19 protein-coding genes and 5 tRNA genes are annotated in these 19,285 nt (G+C 38.7%); 21 read left to right on the top strand and 3 right to left on the bottom strand.

All coding sequences use genetic code 11. From position 1 onward, the window contains the following. The first annotated feature begins 21 nt into the window (after positions 1-21). The 4 genes from K7X70_RS13910 to K7X70_RS13925 all read left to right on the top strand — a co-directional run bounded on the left by K7X70_RS13910 (position 22) and on the right by K7X70_RS13925 (position 6,035). Positions 22-2,805, top strand: a complete 2,784-nt coding sequence (locus tag K7X70_RS13910) for a TonB-dependent receptor (RefSeq protein ID WP_222537618.1) — start codon at positions 22-24, stop codon at positions 2,803-2,805. A 98-nt stretch (positions 2,806-2,903) separates the two neighbouring features. Beyond that, positions 2,904-4,298, top strand: coding sequence for a beta-helix domain-containing protein (locus K7X70_RS13915; protein WP_222537619.1), 1,395 nt, complete (start codon positions 2,904-2,906; stop codon positions 4,296-4,298). A gap of 214 nt (positions 4,299-4,512) precedes the next feature. After that, entirely contained in the window at positions 4,513-4,836 is a 324-nt protein-coding gene (locus K7X70_RS13920) for a hypothetical protein (protein ID WP_222537620.1), read from the top strand. A gap of 62 nt (positions 4,837-4,898) precedes the next feature. Further along, on the top strand, positions 4,899-6,035 hold the full coding sequence (locus tag K7X70_RS13925; protein WP_222537621.1) for a hypothetical protein: 1,137 nt from the start codon (positions 4,899-4,901) through the stop codon (positions 6,033-6,035). Positions 6,036-6,095: 60 nt separating this feature from the next. Here K7X70_RS13925 and K7X70_RS13930 read toward each other — a convergent pair whose 3' ends face one another. Continuing rightward, positions 6,096-7,847 carry a bifunctional lysophospholipid acyltransferase family protein/GNAT family N-acetyltransferase gene (locus K7X70_RS13930; protein WP_222537622.1) on the bottom strand — a complete coding sequence of 584 codons (1,752 nt, stop codon included), beginning with the start codon at positions 7,845-7,847 and terminating at the stop codon, positions 6,096-6,098. 12 nt (positions 7,848-7,859) lie between these two features. Between K7X70_RS13930 and K7X70_RS13935 the strand changes: the two genes are divergently transcribed. From K7X70_RS13935 to K7X70_RS13945, 3 genes are all read left to right on the top strand, one after another. Next, positions 7,860-8,846, top strand: a complete 987-nt coding sequence (locus K7X70_RS13935) for a ComEA family DNA-binding protein (protein ID WP_222537623.1) — start codon at positions 7,860-7,862, stop codon at positions 8,844-8,846. A 2-nt stretch (positions 8,847-8,848) separates the two neighbouring features. After that, positions 8,849-9,376: an adenine phosphoribosyltransferase gene (locus K7X70_RS13940; RefSeq protein WP_222537624.1), complete on the top strand. Its 528-nt coding sequence runs from the start codon at positions 8,849-8,851 to the stop codon at positions 9,374-9,376. Positions 9,377-9,771: 395 nt separating this feature from the next. Then, positions 9,772-10,515, top strand: a complete 744-nt coding sequence (locus tag K7X70_RS13945) for a LuxR C-terminal-related transcriptional regulator (protein WP_255607188.1) — start codon at positions 9,772-9,774, stop codon at positions 10,513-10,515. On the opposite strand, the gene K7X70_RS13950 is transcribed toward K7X70_RS13945, so the two are convergent. Beyond that, a complete protein-coding gene (locus K7X70_RS13950; RefSeq protein ID WP_222537625.1) occupies positions 10,507-11,559 on the bottom strand; it encodes an ATP-binding protein in 1,053 nt (350 codons plus the stop codon). The genes K7X70_RS13945 and K7X70_RS13950 overlap by 9 nt on opposite strands. Before the next feature lie 198 nt (positions 11,560-11,757). On the opposite strand from K7X70_RS13950, the gene K7X70_RS13955 reads away from it, so the two are divergent. After that, positions 11,758-12,930, top strand: coding sequence for an acyl-CoA dehydrogenase family protein (locus K7X70_RS13955; protein WP_222537626.1), 1,173 nt, complete (start codon positions 11,758-11,760; stop codon positions 12,928-12,930). A 92-nt stretch (positions 12,931-13,022) separates the two neighbouring features. Here K7X70_RS13955 and K7X70_RS13960 read toward each other — a convergent pair whose 3' ends face one another. Then, a complete protein-coding gene (locus K7X70_RS13960) occupies positions 13,023-13,394 on the bottom strand; it encodes a hypothetical protein (RefSeq protein WP_222537627.1) in 372 nt (123 codons plus the stop codon). A gap of 140 nt (positions 13,395-13,534) precedes the next feature. On the opposite strand from K7X70_RS13960, the gene rpsU reads away from it, so the two are divergent. The 13 genes from rpsU (at position 13,535) to rplA (ending at position 19,285) form a co-directional block, all read left to right on the top strand. Beyond that, on the top strand, positions 13,535-13,729 hold the full coding sequence (gene rpsU, locus K7X70_RS13965) for a 30S ribosomal protein S21 (protein ID WP_062551169.1): 195 nt from the start codon (positions 13,535-13,537) through the stop codon (positions 13,727-13,729). Positions 13,730-13,867: 138 nt separating this feature from the next. Next, positions 13,868-14,752 carry a tyrosine-type recombinase/integrase gene (locus K7X70_RS13970; protein ID WP_222537628.1) on the top strand — a complete coding sequence of 295 codons (885 nt, stop codon included), beginning with the start codon at positions 13,868-13,870 and terminating at the stop codon, positions 14,750-14,752. Between the two features lie 14 nt (positions 14,753-14,766). Next, the gene (gene hpf / locus K7X70_RS13975; RefSeq protein ID WP_187667328.1) at positions 14,767-15,114 is read left to right on the top strand and encodes a ribosome hibernation-promoting factor, HPF/YfiA family; all 348 of its coding nucleotides are present in this window, start codon (positions 14,767-14,769) and stop codon (positions 15,112-15,114) included. A gap of 207 nt (positions 15,115-15,321) precedes the next feature. After that, positions 15,322-15,394, top strand: a tRNA-Thr gene (locus K7X70_RS13980). A 43-nt stretch (positions 15,395-15,437) separates the two neighbouring features. Next, positions 15,438-15,520 (top strand) — tRNA-Tyr (locus K7X70_RS13985). Between the two features lie 10 nt (positions 15,521-15,530). Next, positions 15,531-15,603 (top strand) — tRNA-Gly (locus K7X70_RS13990). A gap of 102 nt (positions 15,604-15,705) precedes the next feature. After that, a tRNA-Thr gene (locus K7X70_RS13995) sits at positions 15,706-15,777 on the top strand. 124 nt (positions 15,778-15,901) lie between these two features. Next, complete coding sequence (gene tuf, locus K7X70_RS14000; RefSeq protein ID WP_182956986.1) at positions 15,902-17,089, top strand: elongation factor Tu; 1,188 nt, start codon at positions 15,902-15,904, stop codon at positions 17,087-17,089. A 120-nt stretch (positions 17,090-17,209) separates the two neighbouring features. Then, a tRNA-Trp gene (locus K7X70_RS14005) sits at positions 17,210-17,280 on the top strand. A 13-nt stretch (positions 17,281-17,293) separates the two neighbouring features. After that, complete coding sequence (gene secE / locus K7X70_RS14010) at positions 17,294-17,491, top strand: preprotein translocase subunit SecE (RefSeq protein ID WP_062550292.1); 198 nt, start codon at positions 17,294-17,296, stop codon at positions 17,489-17,491. Between the two features lie 9 nt (positions 17,492-17,500). Further along, positions 17,501-18,043, top strand: a complete 543-nt coding sequence (gene nusG / locus K7X70_RS14015) for a transcription termination/antitermination protein NusG (protein WP_062550291.1) — start codon at positions 17,501-17,503, stop codon at positions 18,041-18,043. Positions 18,044-18,119: 76 nt separating this feature from the next. Further along, entirely contained in the window at positions 18,120-18,563 is a 444-nt protein-coding gene (gene rplK / locus K7X70_RS14020) for a 50S ribosomal protein L11 (protein WP_073232496.1), read from the top strand. A gap of 23 nt (positions 18,564-18,586) precedes the next feature. After that, entirely contained in the window at positions 18,587-19,285 is a 699-nt protein-coding gene (gene rplA, locus K7X70_RS14025) for a 50S ribosomal protein L1 (RefSeq protein WP_062551168.1), read from the top strand.

The raw sequence follows: 19,285 nt of genomic DNA on the forward strand, positions 1-19,285 counted from the left end.
TGAAACAAATAACAGGGAAAATTGAAATCACAACTACATCTCAAAAAGGCATTAATTACCGTTTTATTCGTAATTATTGGCAGCACAGTGTTTGCTCAAACCGGCAAAATTTCTGGTAAAGTATCTGATAAAAAAACAGGGGAAACACTGATTGGTGTGACTGTTAAAATTGCAGGTACCACAAAAGGATCATCAACGGATGTGGAAGGAAGATACATCATCAACGGCCTGGCCGCTGGGAAATATATTGTAGAAACTTCTTATATCGGTTACACGACAAAAAGAATCACTGATATTGAAGTGAAAGCAACTGGTTCTACCAGTATAGATTTTGTATTAGACGAATCTTCTTCTAACAACTTAAACGAGGTTGTGATTTCTGCAAGCGCAAGTAAGGAATCTGTGAACACGCTATTTGCCAATCAGAAAGCGAGTATTAGTATCTCCAGTGGAATCTCTGCAGAGCTGATCAGAAAAAGCCCGGATAAGAATACTTCAGAGGTGTTGAAACGTGTGAGTGGTGCCAGTATCCAAGACAACAAATTTGTGATTGTTCGTGGATTGTCTGATCGCTACAACTCAGCAATGCTGAACAACTCTATGCTTCCAAATACGGAAGTAGATAAAAGAGCATTTTCTTTTGATATCCTTCCTTCGAATTTAATCGATGCCATTGTGATCAACAAAACTGCATCCGCAGATATTCCAGCAGATTTTTCTGGTGGTGTTGTACAAATCACAACTAAAGACTTTCCTGATAACCCTTTCCTGAATTTATCGTTAGGAACATCGATCAATATGCAGTCGGCGTTTAAAGACTTTTATGTAGCACCAAGAGGTGGTCTGGAAGCTTTAGGGATTTATGATAAAGGAAGAGATATTCCAAAAGGCTTCCCATCTACAGATGTGTTCAGAGCGCTGGAACCGAATTCGGCAGAAAGGTTTGATTTATCCAGACAATTCAAAAACAACTGGGGTTATAACAAAGTAACCGCTAAACTGGGGCCGATCTTTCAATTAAATTACGGTACAAGTAAAGTGTATAAAGACGATTCTAAATTCGGAACGGTATTGTCATTAACTTATAGATATGATGAGAGATTGAAAACTTCTGACCAGAAGGCTTATACCGGACAGGCCTTGGGTGATCAGTTTCATGACAATCAATATAACTTTAACACCAATATCGGTGCTTTAGCCAACTTTGCTTACTCTTGGGGTACCAATAAAATTACCCTAAAAAACATCTATAACAGGGTGCTTGAAAATCAATTTACCATCCGTGAAGGTAAAGATGATGCTGGTGGGGAATTTCTTAGAACCGGTGATTACTTATTGCAGCGCTCTTTACTGAGCAACCAGTTAACTGGTGAGCATTTATTAACACAAGATAGTAAAATCAAAATGGACTGGAATCTGAACTATGCGAATACGGATAGAAAAGAGCCTGGTTACAAGCGTATGGAATATTCTAAAGATGGGGTAGCTGCGATTCAACCGGCTTCAGCTGATGCCAGACTTGCAGGTAACTTCAACTCTAAACTGAATGAGGATGCATATGGTGGGGCCTTAAACTTTACTATTCCAGTTTCCTGGTTCCAGGATAAGAACAAAATTAAATTCGGTTATTTTGGTCAGTACAGAAAGCGTGATTTCAATGCAAGAATTTTGGGTCTGATTAGAAACGGTGATTTTGACAATTCATTACTGACTTTACCGCAGGATCAGATTTTTGCTCCAGAAAATATTCGTCCGAATGGATTTGTATATGATGAGATTACCAACGGTGGAGATCATTATGATGCAAGTGCATTTCTGAATGCTGGTTATGCGATGTTTGATGGTTACCTGACTGAGAAAATAAGATTTAGTGTTGGTGCAAGATTAGAGTCTTACCAATTGAAATTGAATAGTGTAGACAATGGTAAACCTGTGAAAATTGATTCAACTACAACAAACTTATTGCCATCTGCCAACCTGATCTACAATTTAACTGATAAAGCGGATATCCGTGTTTCTGCTTCCCAAACAGTTGGACGTGCAGAATTCAGAGAGCTTGCTCCTTTCCCTTTTTATGATTTCAATAAAAACATGAACATCAGGGGTAATGCTAATTTAAAACAATCAAAAACTACCAATCTGGATTTAGGTTATGCCTATTACCCTGCTTCAGGAGAAACCTTCTCAGTATCTACTTTCTATAAGTACTTCGAATTGCCGATAGAGCAGACTTTGCAATTGGGAAATTCGGGTAGGTCATTGAGCTATGCCAATTCTGAATCTGCTACAGTATATGGTATAGAACTGGAATTTAGAAAATCATTGAAATTCATTGGTGAGCAATTCAACAACTTTACTTTCAATACCAATGCTTCTTATATCAAGTCGGAAGTAGTAGTTTCTAAATTGGTGAACGCAAAAGGCGTTAGACCAATGCAGGGACAGTCTCCATACCTGATCAATGCAGGCCTTACTTATAACAATACTGCTGCAAATACTCTGGGTGTGACTTTATTGTACAACAGGGTAGGTCCACGCATCTGGGCAATCGGTAACATAGAAGATCCTGATATTTATGAGTATTCAAGAAATGTACTGGATCTTCAGATTTCTAAGAAGTTTGCCAAGTCCAGAGCAGAGGTAAAGCTGAACTACAGTGATATTTTGAATAACAAAGCTTATTACTATCAAAAAGTAAAAGGTTCTGATCCAAATGCATCATTCGACAAGAAAACTGATAATGTGAACATTGCAGACCGTTTTGGTTCTTCAGTATCTATTGGCTTCTCTTACAAAATCAAATAGTCTTAACCATAACTTAACACATACAGCGGCTATACTTAATCCTGAATTAATACCAGATTAATGTAGCCGCTGTAGATTTGAACAAACAATAAACAGACATGAAAAATAGATTAAACTTAAGCCTGTTAGCATTATTAGTTACAGGAGCAACAGCAATAACCAGTTGTAAGAAAAGCGGTGGCGATGCAATTATTGATCCTATTGTTGACCCATCTGTTCCTGCTACATTAGCAGATGCGTTTTTTGATAAAGTAAGTTACAGAGGTGCATTTGGCACTACAGACTGGACTGCTAGCTGGACCAACTTCACACCAAAAACAACTGTATATGGTGCAACTACTGTTACCTTATCAGGTGATATTTCTGCTAACATGACTTTAGATGCTTCAGTAGTTTATTTGTTAAAAGGATTTGTATATGTTAAAAATGGGGTTACTTTAACGATTCCTGCGGGAACGGTAATCCGTGGAGATAAAGTTTCTAAAGCTACATTAGTAGTGACCCGTGGTGGTAAAATCAATGCAGAAGGAACTGCTGCAAAACCAATTGTGTTTACTTCAAATGAGGCTGTAGGAAACAGAGCTCCTGGCGACTGGGGTGGAATTATCATTCTTGGTAAATCAACCAATAACATCCCTGGTGGTGAAGGTTTAATTGAAGGTGGTTTAACACTTCCTGAAGGAAACCACGGTGGTAATATTCCTGATGATAATTCTGGTGTGCTTAGATATGTACGTGTAGAATTCCCTGGTATTGCTTATGCAACTAACAATGAAATCAATGGGATTACTTTTGGTTCTGTAGGTTCTAAAACTGTAGTTGATTACGTTCAGGTTTCTTACTCTGGTGATGATTCATTCGAATGGTTTGGTGGTACAGTAAATGCAAAACACTTGGTTTCTATTGCAAATGTTGATGATATCTTTGACTTTGATAATGGTTTCTCAGGTAGACTACAATTTTTAGTAGCACAAAGAAATCCAGAATTAGCAGATCAGGCTGGCCAGTCTAACGGTATTGAGTCTGATAACTCTGAGAAAGTTTGGGATTCTAATCCAAGAACACGTCCGGTAATTTCTAACATGACTTTGATTGGTCCTGGTGTTACTGCTGATGCAAAACATGAATATGCTAACCTATGGAGAAGAGGTTCAAAAATGATTTTGGCAAACTCTATCTTCATCGGATTTAAATATGGTATCGATATCCGTGATAAAGAAACTGGTGATGCTTTAGTTGCAACTACTGAAGGAAACTCATTGATCAAAAATAATATTTACCAATCGTTTATTGCAGGTAAAGATATAGTAGCTGACGGAACAATACCATCTTTCGCAAATGTTGATTTGCTTAAAACCTACCTGACTTCAAAAGGAAATACCTTTATTGATGCAACTGCTGCAGCTGCATTATTGGAAAGTCCATTTAGTCTGACTGCTCCTAACTTCTTATTGAAAGCAGGATCATCTGCTGCTGCTGGCGCAACATTCTAAAAACAAGGATGACAATGGATATGCTCATTGAGCTATAGCCATTCATCTTCTCCATAACCACAAGACCCCGTGAGTAAATTACTCATGGGGTCTTGTGGTTATTATCTTTTGATATTGATCTGAATTAGTTAATGTTTCGGTATGTAATTGTAATCGTTTAATAATACTAGCTTAATTCTCCTCTTGGTATTTTTGAGAAAAATAAATTATATATATGAAAAAAAATAACGTTTTCAGGTTTGAGTTGTCAAAAACAACGCTGGCTTTAATGTTTGTTGTATTTTCTTTTTCTTCATGTGAGAAGGAAGAGGTCGCGTTGGTTAAAGAGCCCGTATTAACAACCCCGGATATAGTGAATACTGTATCTGATGAGCGCTTGCTTAAGTTTCTGTCCATATCTCTTGGTGTTCAGATATCGGAAATTTCCTATTTGAAAGATTCGAATGAATTTTTGATAAGAAATATCAAATTCAATAGAACGGAGATGGAGGATTTTTATTTGAATGCGAATATTTATCGTGCTGAACACGGAGAATAGCTATGAGGTATTTAAAAACTGGAAAACAGATATCCATGATATTTTTGTTTTCCTTCGTAAGTATGCTAACGTCAAGAGCGAGTATTCATTTTAGTGGATATAAAATTTATCCTCAGTATTTAATATCAGGCTCTCTAACGGTTGTAGATCCGAGTGTTAAAACTCCTTTTAAGTTTGATCTTGCTTTAGGTCGTCCTATAACTAGTATTGGGACCTTTGCTGATGGGGCTTGTAGTGTAACGCTTATGATGAAACCTTACAGTTATTGTTCAGGATGCAGCACAGAGGAGATCGCATTATCAAAAAAAACATCAATTACAAATGCGGATTGGCTCCACAATGGAGTAGCACAGGGCTTTATGTATTTTGCTATTGATGGTGAGCTTCCTGTGGGAGCAAAAGGAGGTGCTTTATTTCTTAGGGTTACTTATTATAATACAGATCAGAATAAAATACTGACCGAAGATAAATTTCATGGCAGTGCAGTGGTCAACTATGTCCCTCCGGTTATTCCTCCCGTTAATGTTTCAGATCTATTTACTTACCCAGCACTTAATCAATATGAAGTGGGATTTAAGTTGCCAGAAGAAGAGGTAGAGTTAAAGTGGAAAAATTTTGAATTAGGAGCAAGTACTGTTAGTATTAGCATTTATGAAATTGACACCACTTATCCAGGAGGTCCTGTCTCCCCTGTGCTAATTTCTAAAAAGCAAATACCCAATACAGGCTCATTTAAATTGGATGCAGCAGCACTACAAGCTTTAAAAGTCAAACTTTCATTTGACAATCATTTTAGTTATTACATGTTAGTTGAGGATGTTGTTGGTAAAAAGTTTGGAAAAAGTGGTTTGTTTTGTTTTGTTAATGAACATCCTGGTTTGTGGCCTGATGATACCCCAAATGTTTTTCCTCATGCTTTCTGGATATTTAGGCCAGATAGCTCCGGTTCTGGCTATGGCGAACTTAAGGTAAGGTGGTTAGTAGACCGGATAAATGCTTCAAATGTTTCTATAGATTTGTACAATGAAGACGGAACCTTTAACAGGAATTTGGTTCATTCCACTCCTAATAATGGAAATTTCATACTTCCTAAACCAAATAGTGTCCCATTGGGTCCTTTCTATCAGTTCAAAATAACGTCTATAGAGCATCCATCAGCATATGGGTTCTCAGAGGTATTTCATCATTACTTAGATTAAGTCTTGGCTACATTCGATTTAAACTTAAAGCGCCACGATATCAATCGTGGCGCTTTAAGTTTAGAAGTTCTTGCCAACCTTTTCCAGCATTTCTGCAGGGATGTTCTGCATATCTACCAGGAGGAATCCATCCAGGCAATCAGAGAACTTAGGATCAATATTGAAACAGATAATTTTTGCATTCAGGTTCATGTATTGTCTTAACAACACCGGAATTTTGATGTGCGTATTTTCAATATCTGAAATCAAACTATCCAGGTCTTTTAAAGACTCACTGCTTTCTACCAGCAGGTTCTTGTCAATGGCAGATAAGTCTGCTTTAAATTTGTTCTTAGGCTTCACGAAAGCCGCCAGTTCGTAATCAAAATGGTTCTTCGTAATGTAATCCACTATCAGTGATTTGGAGAACTTAGAGAAGTTATTACTGATACTCACCGGTCCGAACATATAACGGTATTGCGGATTGTCCAGCAGGTATTTTAAGATACCTTTCCAAAGTAAGAACAGAGGTAATGGTTTTAACTGGTATTCCTTTCGGATCCAGGAACGGCCAAGTTCTATTCCTTTTCTTAGAATTGGATAAAAAGGTTCTTTGATTTTGAAAAGTTCAGAAAGATAAAATCCTCTTCTGCCCATGGTATCCAAAATCTCATCGCCTTTACCAATGCGGTACGCGCCTACAATATTTTGCTTTTCTGTATCCCATATAAACAGGTGATGGTAATAAATATCATAGTTGTCCAGGTCGATTTTTTTGTTGGTTCCTTCTCCAACTTCTCGGAAGGTGATCTCGCGTAAGCGGCCAATCTCTCTCAGGATATTTGGAATGCTGGAAGTAGGCGTGATGTACACCTCATAATTCTTTTCCTGCCATACCCTGAATGTCTCCAGTTCCTCAATCTCTGAAACAATCAGTGAGCGATCGGTTTCTTCAATAACAGGTTCCGGTGTCTTTTTAATTTTGAAAAGATTGATCGGATTGAATAGTTTTTTCTCTTGTTCTAAACCTGTTCCTAGAGCATAGGTACGGGCACGTAGGAAATCAAGGAGCTTATTGGTATTGTTTCTGTAAGAGATATCTTCGATATGAATCGGCTTACCTATTCTTACTTTTATTTTGAGGCCTTGTTTATTCAGGAACTCTGAAGGAAGTTTGGCTGTTCTTAAAGTGGGGTGGATAAAGCTTAAAATATTAAATAATACCCCATTGTTGCCATGGAAATAAATTGGCACTACGGGAACTTTAGCGCGGGCAATTAATTTACCCACTACCGGGTGCCATAGGCGATCGGTAATCTCCTGTTTGTCCAGGCTAAAGGTAGATACCTCACCGGCAGGGAAAATTCCTATCGGAGTGCCGCTTTGCAATAGGTCGAAAGTGGCTTTTAGTCCGCTAATGCTGGAAGTATGCTGTACGTTTTCGAATGGGTTTACGGCAACGAAGAATTCACTCAGGTTAGGGATCTTTTTCAGGATGAAGTTGACCATCACTTTGGCTTCCGGTCTAACGGTACAAAGTAACTTTACCAATGCTAAACCTTCAATACCTCCGTAAGGATGGTTTGCGATCGCAATAAAACCTCCGGTTTTAGGAATACTTTTCAGATCGTCTTCATCAAAGTCTATCGTAACGCCAATGGTTTCTAATATTTTGTCAACAAATTCTAACCCATTATAATGTTTGTTTTGGGAAAAAACCTTGTTGATGTCATTCAGTTTCATCATCTCCATAAGCAGGGCTGCCAGGCCAGGCACACCCAGCTTATCTATTTTTGTAGCCTCTGCAAACTCTTTGGTGGTTATGATCTTCATCTAATTTTGTTTGTGAATAATAAAGCAATTTCAAAAATAAGATTTATATTTTTAAATAACAGTAACTACCTTGTGCAGGTGATCAGAAAATGGCTAAATAACTACTTTCAATTTTCTAAAAGGGAGTTTAATGGGCTTTTGGTGTTAATTGTGCTGATTGGTATGATCGGTGTATTCCCGACAGTTTACCGGATTTTAGTTCCTTTAAAGGGGCCGACAGTGGAGGAGCAGCTCGCACTGCTAAAACTGGAGTTGGCCAGGGAGCCTGAAAGGGCAGAAGCCAGGTCGGGAATGCAACGTTCTTATTCTGGGCTTCCGGAAAAAAGAAAATCCAAGCTCTTTTATTTTGATCCGAATTCCATTACTTCCGAAGGCTGGCAGGATTTGGGTTTATCTCCAAAGCAAGCTCAGGCGATTTTAAACTATCGCACTAAAGGAGGCGTATTTCGTCTGCCCTCAGACCTGAAGAAGATGTACACAATTACTCCGGAATTGTACCATCAGCTGGAACCCTATGTTCAAATTGTGCCGGTAAAAAAGATACCGGATCAAGGTATTGATCATCGGGATCGCCCTGCGAAAAATTTTCCTGTAAAAGAAAAAGTAGTGGTGGCATTGAATACCGCCGATACTTTGGAGCTCGATCGGATTCATGGGATAGGAAAAGTGTTTGCCAGGAGGATTGTGGCTTATCGGGAAAGGATTGGTGGTTTCTATAAAAAAGAACAGCTGATGGAGGTTTTTGGTATCGACAGTCTGAAATATGAAGAAATTAAAGATCAGATCAGTGTGGACCCTGCTTTGTTGCGTAAGATCCATATCAACACGGCTTCGGCAGCTGATTTCAACCGCCACCCTTATCTCCGTTACCAGCAGGTCAATGCGGTAATTGCGTATAGAAAACAACACGGAAATTATAGTAATATTGCAGACTTAAATAAGGTGGTTGTTTTAACCCCTGAATTGATTGAAAAATTAGCGCCTTATCTTATTTTTTAGAAATGATAGCAGAAAGAATTAAAAAGACAGTTAGGGACGTGAATGATTTTCCAAAACCTGGAATTGTGTTTAAAGACATTACCCCGATTTTAAAAGATCATGAATTGTGTCAGGAGATCCTGAAATCTTTAGCTGCACAGCTAGCCGATGTAAAAATTGATGTGGTAGCAGGAATTGAAAGCAGGGGCTTTTTATTTGGTCCGGGATTAGCACAAATGTTAAATGTGCCTTTTATTCCGATTCGTAAGGCAGGAAAATTACCTTACAAAACGATCAAAGAATCTTATGCACTGGAATATGGTACAGCAACGATTGAAGTTCATGAGGATGCTTTGCTGCCAGGGCAGCGGGTGTTGATTCATGACGATTTACTCGCTACCGGTGGCACAGTAGTAGCGGCTTCCAAGTTGATCATGCAGCTGGGTGCAAATGTAGCAGCTTATTCTTTTATCATCAGCCTTGACTTTTTAAATGGAAAAGACCGTTTAGCACCTTACGATGCCAGCGTATATTCTCTGGCAGGATACTAAGCTTTTTCAAAATAATTATGAATGCAATCCTATGGAGGATAGGATTGCATATTCATATATATAAAAGGGGGGAGTTATATACTAACTGGTAATTTTACAGGCTTGATAAAAGCAAAAGAGAAATAGTATAACGGCGATCACTTTTAACAGGACTATCGTGTATCGGGTGACATATGATTTGTTGAGGTTTTTGAGATACATGGTTTATTATTTATATAGATAAATGATCCGTTTTCTATATTCTTGGAATAGTTTTTTGTTTATTTATTTAATTTGGCGTAAAATTACTCCTAGATTTAAGGATTGTCAACTGTGAAAATACGCAGTTTATGACATTTCTCTTGATCAATGACCTTTTAAAGGGAGGCTAATCGTTAAAAAAGAAATATATTTCAATGAAAATGCAGCTGCGAGAGAACTTTGGGGATTATTCTAAAACATTCATCACGGATATACCTGCGGATATGGAAAGTGAGCAGGCCATTTTTTTTGATAAGACTTTACCCAGGTTCCCGGATGAAGCGATTTATATTTATTCTTTTAAGGAAAACCGCATGATTTATGCTGGTGGCTGGGAAGAGATTTTAGGCTATAAAGACAGTGAAATTAATATGCTGGCTTTGGTAAATATGTCGGCACCAGAATTTGCTCCTTTTTCTCATGAACTGAATGATAAAGCGCTTCAGTTTATCCACCAAAAAACTAAAGATCTCGAGAAGTACAGTTTCAGCATTGAATTAAAGAAAATACATAAAGATGGAACGGCTGTTCCAATGTCTGTAAGGGTGGGGGTATACAGTTCAGAAAATGGAAAGATTACCGCAATTATTGGTCGTTTCCAGGTGAACAAAAGCCTGATTTTTGGAAAAGTGATGCGTTATGCAGCCTATGGGCCTGAAAAGGAGAAGTTCGAAGAGGAGCTGAACAAGATTTTATTCAGCTACCTGGCGATTTCTAATAAAGAGCGTGAAGCATTGGAACTGGTGGCAAAAGGGTACTCCTTTAAAGAGATTGCCCACGATTTAAAGGTATCGCACTCTGCTATAGAAAAACGGATTATTCCTTTATATAAGCGTTTCAATGTAAAAAGCCTCACTCATCTCGTGAGTTTTGCTTATGACAACTCTATCTTACCTTAATGGGAGATCAAGATTGACGCGGAACACATTCGAATCGGCGATGCCAATCTGTTGAAATAAATGCTCCCAGCGTTCTTCATGTTGTTCCAGAGATTCTTCGTTTCCCATCACCCAAATGGTATTCATCTTTTTTAGGTGTTCCTTGTTAAAAGGACCATACTCCGGGTTGTTTAGTAATTCATAGAATAGTGGTGCACGAAGGATGTCTTTTTTAATTTGCCCCCCTGGATTAATATCATCGATGATCAACAGGGAAGAATCATGCCATGCCCATGATCCTGGTGAAATGGCCACCCGTTCTGCTTTCTCAAAAAACATGGATAGTAATTTTGTGGCAGTAACATAACTGCAGCGGTTGTTTTTAATGGACAATTCGGTGGCTATGGCTACAGAGAGCGAGGTTTTTCCACTTCCCTTAGATCCAAAAAGTAAAAGGTGTTTTCCCGATTGTGGATTTTTTACAAAATCTGCAATTACAGTCTTATGGTCTTCCTGGATATTGAATTTCCATTGGCTGAGTCGCAGTTGAAAAGGATACCCGGCATTTTGCAAATGCATTTTAGTGGAATACCAGTAATAAGAAGGATAGATGGCAAGGGTACATAAAATCAGAAAAATGACGAGTGCCGGCAAGGTATAGGCACAGAGTAAGCTGCAGGCAAATGCGCCCAAGCCAAAAAAGCAGAGGTCAGTGAGCGTGTCAAAAGTGATATTTCCCCATTCCGGATGAAAGATATAACCCTTATTTTGCAGGTCCTCACTTTTTGAATTGACATTAAAAAGCAGTGGTCCAAGGAAATTATAGAGTTCAAATAAAATCCAGCATCCCCAGATGATCACTGGTGCCCAGATTTCTGGTCTGGACATTTCGGTTTTGGAAGTCAGAATGGTGTATAATATAAAGGTTGGAATAAATCCGAGTGAGAAGTGGCCAAACTGATTGGCCATCCAGGAGTACGTAAGGGTTACTCCACGGTAGGCATCTTTTCCAATTAAGTCATTTTTTAATTGTTGGAGGATGTCTTTTCTGGTAATAAATCTCATGATTGCGTTTAATTTATAGTCTTTTCAAAACTAAATTAAAAAAAATATAAACCACTATTCTTCTCCATAGCTTTCTCTAAAAATGAAGGGGTACGGTTAATGAACTAAATACCGTTTCGTTCTATCAGGAGGCGAATTTTCAACTGTGGTTAGAAGCATTTTTATTCCTTATAATTGTTGAAATTCAAACAATAAGATATGTTAGAAACGATGGATAGTTCTGTAGGCTATAACTTTAGTATTTCAGAAAATCAGGAGATGATCAGGAAGATGGTGAAAGATTTTGCTGAAAAAAATATTCGTCCACATGTAATGGAATGGGATGAAACGCAGCAATTTCCTGTAGAGGTTTTCAAGAAACTTGGTGGACTGGGATTGATGGGCGTACTGGTTCCTGAAATTTACGGGGGATCTGGTTTCGGCTATCAGGAATATGTAGATGTAATTGTAGAGGTGGCTAAAGTGTGCGGTTCAATCGGCTTATCACTGGCAGCTCACAACTCTTTATGCACCGGACATATTTTAGCTTTTGGAACGGAAGAACAAAAACATAAGTGGTTACCTAAACTGGCTAGTGCAGAATGGATTGGTGCCTGGGGACTAACAGAAGCAAATACGGGTTCTGATGCTTTGGGCATGATGACTACCGCACGTTTAGAAGGCGATGAGTACGTGATCAATGGCGCTAAAAACTGGATTACCCATGGTAAAAGTGGAGATATAGCTGTTGTGATGGTTCGTACTGGCGAAAAAGGGGATTCAAAAGGGATTTCAGCAATCGTAGTAGAGCGAGGTACTCCAGGTTTTGCTGCAGGTAAAAAGGAGAATAAACTGGGCATGCGTGCTTCAGAAACGACGGAGATGATCTTCGACAATTGCAGGGTGCCTAAAGAAAACCTGCTGGGTCAGGTAGGTGAAGGATTCAAGCAAGCGATGAAGGTATTGGATGGCGGCAGGATTTCTATTGCTGCGCTATCATTGGGTATTGCGAAAGGGGCTTATGAAGCTGCTGTAGCGTATTCTAAAGAACGTCATCAGTTTGGACAACCCATTTCCAGTTTTCAGGGCATCAGCTTTAAACTGGCAGATATGGCTACAGAGATTGAGGCTGCAGAATTATTGATCAGACAAGCGGCTGATTTGAAAAATCGTGGATTACCGATGACCAAGGAATCGGCTATGGCGAAATACTTTGCTTCTGAAGTGTCGGTACGTTGTGCGACAGAGTCGGTACAGATTTTTGGCGGCTATGGCTACACGAAAGATTTCCCTGTAGAGAAGTTTTACAGAGACAGTAAATTGTGTACGATTGGGGAGGGGACTTCCGAAATACAAAAAATTGTGATTGCAAGGGAGATTTTAAGAGATTAATTGGTATCTTACCTTATTATATAATAGCATATTCTAACCAAATATAAACAAGAACGGATACGGCGACTTTTAGGGTCGCCGTATTTTTTATTTTACTGGATCGAAATGATCTCGTAGACGACATAGTTACTATAGCCTCTCCATGGCAAAGCCCCCATATATTCTTTGTAACGCAATTCAAATACTTTTCCGCTGTTCAGCATCATTTTCTCTGCAATTGCAGCATTTTCCACGGAGAATTCAAACTCATTAGATTGAATGTTTCCGGTTTGTTTGGATTTTAAACCGGTTTGGATCAGTTTTCCTTCATAGGTTTTAAACAGATAGCCTTTCTTGACCACATAATTGAGCTCTCCGGCTTTTACACCTTCTCCAAGTACAAAGTAGAAGCGGAAGTAGACAAATCCCGCCAGGATGAGCAGGATGACGCCAAGGACGATGAAAAGCGTTTTTTTTGTTTTCATAGGTTTTTGAGTAAGTGTTAAGTCATAGACAAAATTAGCTGGGCATTGTTTTAAATAAAAATACAGTTATTGTTTTGATTCTCAAAACAAAGCTCTATCTTTGCAATCCTAAAAACAACGAGAGGGGGTATATTTACGTTATGATTATCATTAATATTAAAGACGGCGAATCACTAGATAAGGCGTTGAAACGTTTCAAAAAGAAATTTGAAAAAACAGGTGTGTTAAGAGAATTACGTAGCCGCCAAGCTTATGAGAAAAAATCTGTAGCTCGTCGTACGTTAGTTAAACATGCAATTTACAAGCAAAACATGCAACTTGAAGGAACTGTATAGTTTCTAAAAAGTTTTTATGATATTAAAGCGCTATTGGTGAAGCCGATAGCGCTTTTTTATTTTTAATGTGAAAATTCTGACCATTTCACATCGTATCTTTTGTATATTCACTTATCGTGTTTTACAAATACTAGGCCTATGGTTGTTGCGCAATTCCTCCTTTATCTCCAGCACGAGAAACGTTATTCTCCACATACCTTAAAATCTTATCAAACGGATTTATTGCAGTTCAGCGATTATCTGGAACAAACTTTTGAGCTGCCACTGGTAGGGGCCGGCCATACGCAGGTACGAAGTTATATGGTGGCCTTATTAGAGGAGGAGGTTTCCGAGCGTTCTATAGGCAGGAAATTGTCTACACTCCGTAGTTTTTATAAGTATCTGCTGCGCGAAGGTTTGATCACTGCGAGTCCGATGACCTTAGTTAGGGCGCCAAAGATCCCCCAAAGACTTCCTGTTTTTATCGAAGATCAGAAGCTGGATGTTTTACTGGACTCCGGCGAATTTTTCAATGACAGCTTTCCTTCCGTTCGTGATAAACTGGTGATAGAAACGCTGTTTGGAACCGGCATGCGTTTGGCTGAAATGCTTTCGCTCCGCGAAGAAAGCATCGATTTTTATGGGGCTACAATCCGTGTACTGGGAAAAAGAAATAAAGAAAGAATCATTCCCATCAGCAAACTTCTTGCGGATCAGCTGAAAGTTTACCTTGACATAAAAACATTACAAAATTTTCATAACAAAACGGGCACCTTATTCGTTACAGATAAAGGAGCAGCTGCTTATCCTAAACTGATTTATAGGATTGTGACCAGTTATTTGACTTATATATCCACACAGGATAAAAAAAGCCCCCATGTACTGCGTCATTCTTATGCGACGAGCCTGTTGAACAGGGGGGCGGACTTAAATGCAATTAAAGAGTTATTGGGCCATGCCAGCCTGGCTGCAACCCAGGTATACACCCATAACTCTATAGAGAGATTAAAATCAATATATAAACAAGCCCATCCAAAGGCATAAAAAAGGAGGAAACAATGAAAATTACAGTTCAATCGATCCATTTCAATGCAGACCAGAAATTGTTGGAGTTTATTCAGAAGAAAACAGATAAGTTAGATCAGTACTTCGACCAGATTATTAGTGGGGAGGTTTATTTAAAATTAGAAAACGTAGACGATGAAGCAAACAAGATAAGTGAAATCAAACTGATGGTTCCAGGAGTTACGATGTTCGCAAAGGAACAATGTAAATCTTTTGAGGAGGCTACAGATTTGGCAATTGAGTCCCTGAGGAAACAAATTACTAAACACAAAGATAAAACTCGAGAAAAATTAAGCGAACATAAAGCAATTTTAAATGCCAACGAAGTATCTGATTATTAGGCTGATATTTTTGAGGTTTTTAATAAAAAGGGTGGCAGGATGAAGTCCTGCCATTTTTTTTTTAAAATAATTTTGGATCATATTAAAATTGGTGTACATTTGCAATCCCAATCAGAGAGGGCGTTTCTCTTAAAAGATTCGGATTAGTTCTGTGAAAGATTAACATTTAGAAAAATCATTGTGCATACCATTGCAATGATCATATTAGCCTCCTTAGCTCAGCTGGTAGAGCAACTGACTTGTAATCAGTAGGTCATTGGTTCGATCCCGATAGGAGGCTCTTTTAACTTCGATACTGCAAAGTATTGGCAAGTTAAAGGTAGGGGGGGATACCAGAGTGGCCAAATGGGACAGACTGTAACTCTGTTGTCGCAAGACTTCGAAGGTTCGAATCCTTCTCCCCCCACAATAAAAAAGCGAAAGTAGCTCAGTTGGTAGAGCGATAGCCTTCCAAGCTATAGGTCGCGAGTTCGAACCTCGTCTTTCGCTCAAAATTGGAAAAGCTGGAGAATCGGCAAGGAATTGAGTAGTTCAATTCGACTATCAAAATTGAACTACTTAATTTAATTTAGATTGAAGCTGAGATTAAAAGCCGAAGTAGCTCAGCGGTAGAGCACTTCCTTGGTAAGGAAGAGGTCGTGGGTTCAAGTCCCATCTTTGGCTCAAGATAAAAACAAGCTTTGTTGAATCTGTCGTTTATAGCAGTTGAACAAGGTTTTTTGTGTTGAATTTGTATCAAAACAATTAATAAATAAAAAAGTTATAACCTACTAATAAGTATAAAAACATGGCAAAAGAAAAGTTTGACCGCAGCAAGCCGCACTTAAACATCGGCACAATCGGTCACGTTGACCACGGTAAAACAACCTTAACAGCAGCTATCACTAAAGTGTTATCTGATGCTGGTTTATCTGAGGCGCGTTCATTTGATTCTATTGACTCTGCTCCAGAGGAAAAAGAAAGAGGTATCACTATCAATACAGCACACGTTGAGTATTCAACAGCTAACCGTCACTATGCACACGTTGACTGTCCAGGTCACGCGGATTATGTAAAGAACATGGTTACTGGTGCTGCACAAATGGATGGAGCTATCATCGTTGTAGCTGCTACAGATGGTCCAATGCCACAAACTCGTGAGCACATTCTATTGGCTCGTCAGGTTGGTGTTCCTTCATTGGTAGTATTCATGAATAAAGTGGATATGGTTGACGATCCTGAATTACTAGAATTAGTAGAGATGGAAGTTCGTGAATTGTTATCTTTCTATGAATTCCCTGGTGATGATATCCCTGTAATTCAAGGTTCGGCTCTTGGTGGCTTGAACGGAGATCCTACTTGGGTTGCTAAAATCATGGAATTAATGGATGCTGTAGATAGCTACATTCCAATCCCTCCACGTTTAACTGACCTTCCATTCTTAATGCCTGTTGAAGATGTATTCTCGATCACTGGTCGTGGTACTGTAGCAACTGGTCGTATTGAGCGTGGTGTAATCAACTCTGGAGATCCAGTTGAGATCTTAGGTATGGGTGCTGAAAATCTTAAATCAACTGTAACAGGTGTTGAGATGTTCCGTAAGATCCTTGATTATGGTGAAGCAGGTGATAACGTAGGTCTATTGTTACGTGGTATTGAGAAAACTGATATCCGTCGTGGTATGGTAATCTGTAAACCAGGTTCAGTAACTCCTCACACAGATTTCAAAGCTGAGATCTATGTATTATCAAAAGCAGAAGGTGGACGTCACACTCCATTCTTTAACAAATACCGTCCACAATTCTATTTCCGTACCACAGACGTTACAGGTGAAATCACCTTAGTTGAAGGAACTGAAATGGTAATGCCAGGTGATAACGTAACTATCAATGTTAAATTGATCAACGCAATCGCAATGGAAAAAGGTCTACGTTTCGCAATCCGTGAGGGTGGTAGAACAGTAGGTGCTGGTCAGGTAACTGAAATTGTAAAGTAATTTAAAGCCAATAGGCCTTAAAGAACAAAAATAAAGCAAAGTAGCTGGGCTTTAAAAACCCACTACTTTGTTTCTAATAAAGCTGCTAAATCTTGGTTGAAGAGATAAAGCATAATATACACGGGAATAGTTCAACGGTAGAATAGAGGTCTCCAAAACCTTTGATCAGGGTTCGAATCCTTGTTCCCGTGCTAATAAAAGATTATGGCTAAAGTAGTTCAGTTTATTAAAGAATCGTATGAAGAAATGACCCAGAAGGTTACTTGGCCTACATGGGGAGAATTGCAAAATTCTGCAGTGCTGGTTCTAGTAGCTTCGTTTATCATTGCATTAGTCGTTTTTGCAATGGATAAGGGATCTACTTTTGTTTTAGATACTTTTTATAAATCACTTTCTAATTAATATAGCTAAATGGACGATCAGTTGAAATGGTATGTAGTTAGGGCGGTAAGCGGTAAAGAGAAGAAGGTAAAACAGTATATCGATTCTGAAATTAGCCGTTTAGGTTTTTCTCACCTTGTTCCTCAGGTATTGATCCCAATGGAGAAATACTATCAAATGAAAGAGGGAAAAAAGATTGCGAAAGAGCGTAACTTCTATCCCGGATATGTTTTAATTGAAGCGAATTTGGATGGAGAGCTGGAACACATTATTAAGAATGTTAATAGTGTAATTGGCTTTTTAGGAGATAAAGGCGGAAACCCGGTACCTATGCGTCAAGCAGAGGTTAATCGCATTTTAGGTAAAGTTGATGAGATGAGCCAGCAAGGTGAAACCATGAACGTAACTTATTATGTCGGAGAGAACGTAAAAGTAATGGATGGGCCATTTAATGGTTTTACCGGCGTGATCGAAGAGGTGAACGAAGAGAAGAAAAAACTGAAAGTAATGGTTAAGATTTTCGGAAGAAAAACTCCACTGGAGCTTAACTATATGCAGGTAGAAAAAGAATAGAAATATTATATAAGATCTTAAATGTTACTTGCTTCCAACATTATAACATTGAGTATTAAAATTAACAAAACAGAAAATGGCAAAAGAAGTCAGTGCACTTGTTAAGTTACAAATCAAGGGTGGAGCTGCAAATCCATCACCACCAGTAGGACCTGCTTTAGGTGCTAAGGGGGTGAACATTATGGAGTTTTGCAAGCAATTTAATGCTCGTACCCAAGATAAGCCAGGTAAAGTATTACCAGTTGTAATCACTGTTTATGCTGACAAGTCTTTCGAATTTATCATCAAAACCCCTCCGGTTGCTATCCAGTTAAAGGATGCTACTAAATTAACGAGTGGTTCTGCTGAGCCCAACCGTAAGAAAGTTGGTTCGGTGACTTGGGATCAGGTTAAGTCAATTGCTGAAGATAAAATGACTGATTTAAATGCTTTCACTATCGAATCTGCAATGAGTATGGTTGCAGGTACAGCACGCAGTATGGGAATCACCGTTAGTGGTGATGCACCTTGGACAAATTAATTAACAAAAAACAGTTTACAACAGTGGCTAAATTAACAAAAAATCAAAAAAAGGCACATGCTAAACTAGAATCTGGTAAAACGTATTCTTTACAGGATGCGGCTGCTTTGGTAAAAGATATCACTACTACTAAATTTGATGCATCGGTTGATATCGATGTAGCTTTAGGAGTAGATCCACGTAAAGCCAATCAAATGGTACGTGGTATTGCTACTTTACCACACGGTACAGGTAAAACTGTACGTGTATTAGTTCTTTGTAATCCTGATAAGGAAGAAGAAGCTAAAGCAGCAGGTGCAGATTTTGTAGGTTTAGACGAATATGTAGCCAAGATTGAAGGTGGATGGACTGATGTTGACATTATTATCACTACTCCTGCTTGTATGGCAAAAGTAGGTAAACTGGGCCGCGTTTTAGGTCCACGTAACCTTATGCCAAACCCTAAGTCAGGTACTGTAACTAACGAAGTTGGTAAAGCAGTAACTGATGTAAAAGGCGGTAAGATTGATTTTAAAGTTGACAAAAGTGGTATTATACACGCTTCAATAGGAAAAGTATCATTCCCAGCAGAAAAAATATATGAAAACGCATTAGAAGTACTTCAAGTAATTTCTAAGCTAAAACCATCTGCTGCAAAAGGAACTTATTTTAAGAGCATTCATGTTTCTTCAACTATGAGTCCTGGAATTGCAATCGAAACTAAATCAGTAGCGGGGATTTAA

Origin of the sequence: Pedobacter polysacchareus, assembly GCF_019802255.1 — a bacterium.
GTDB lineage: Bacteria > Bacteroidota > Bacteroidia > Sphingobacteriales > Sphingobacteriaceae > Pedobacter > Pedobacter polysacchareus.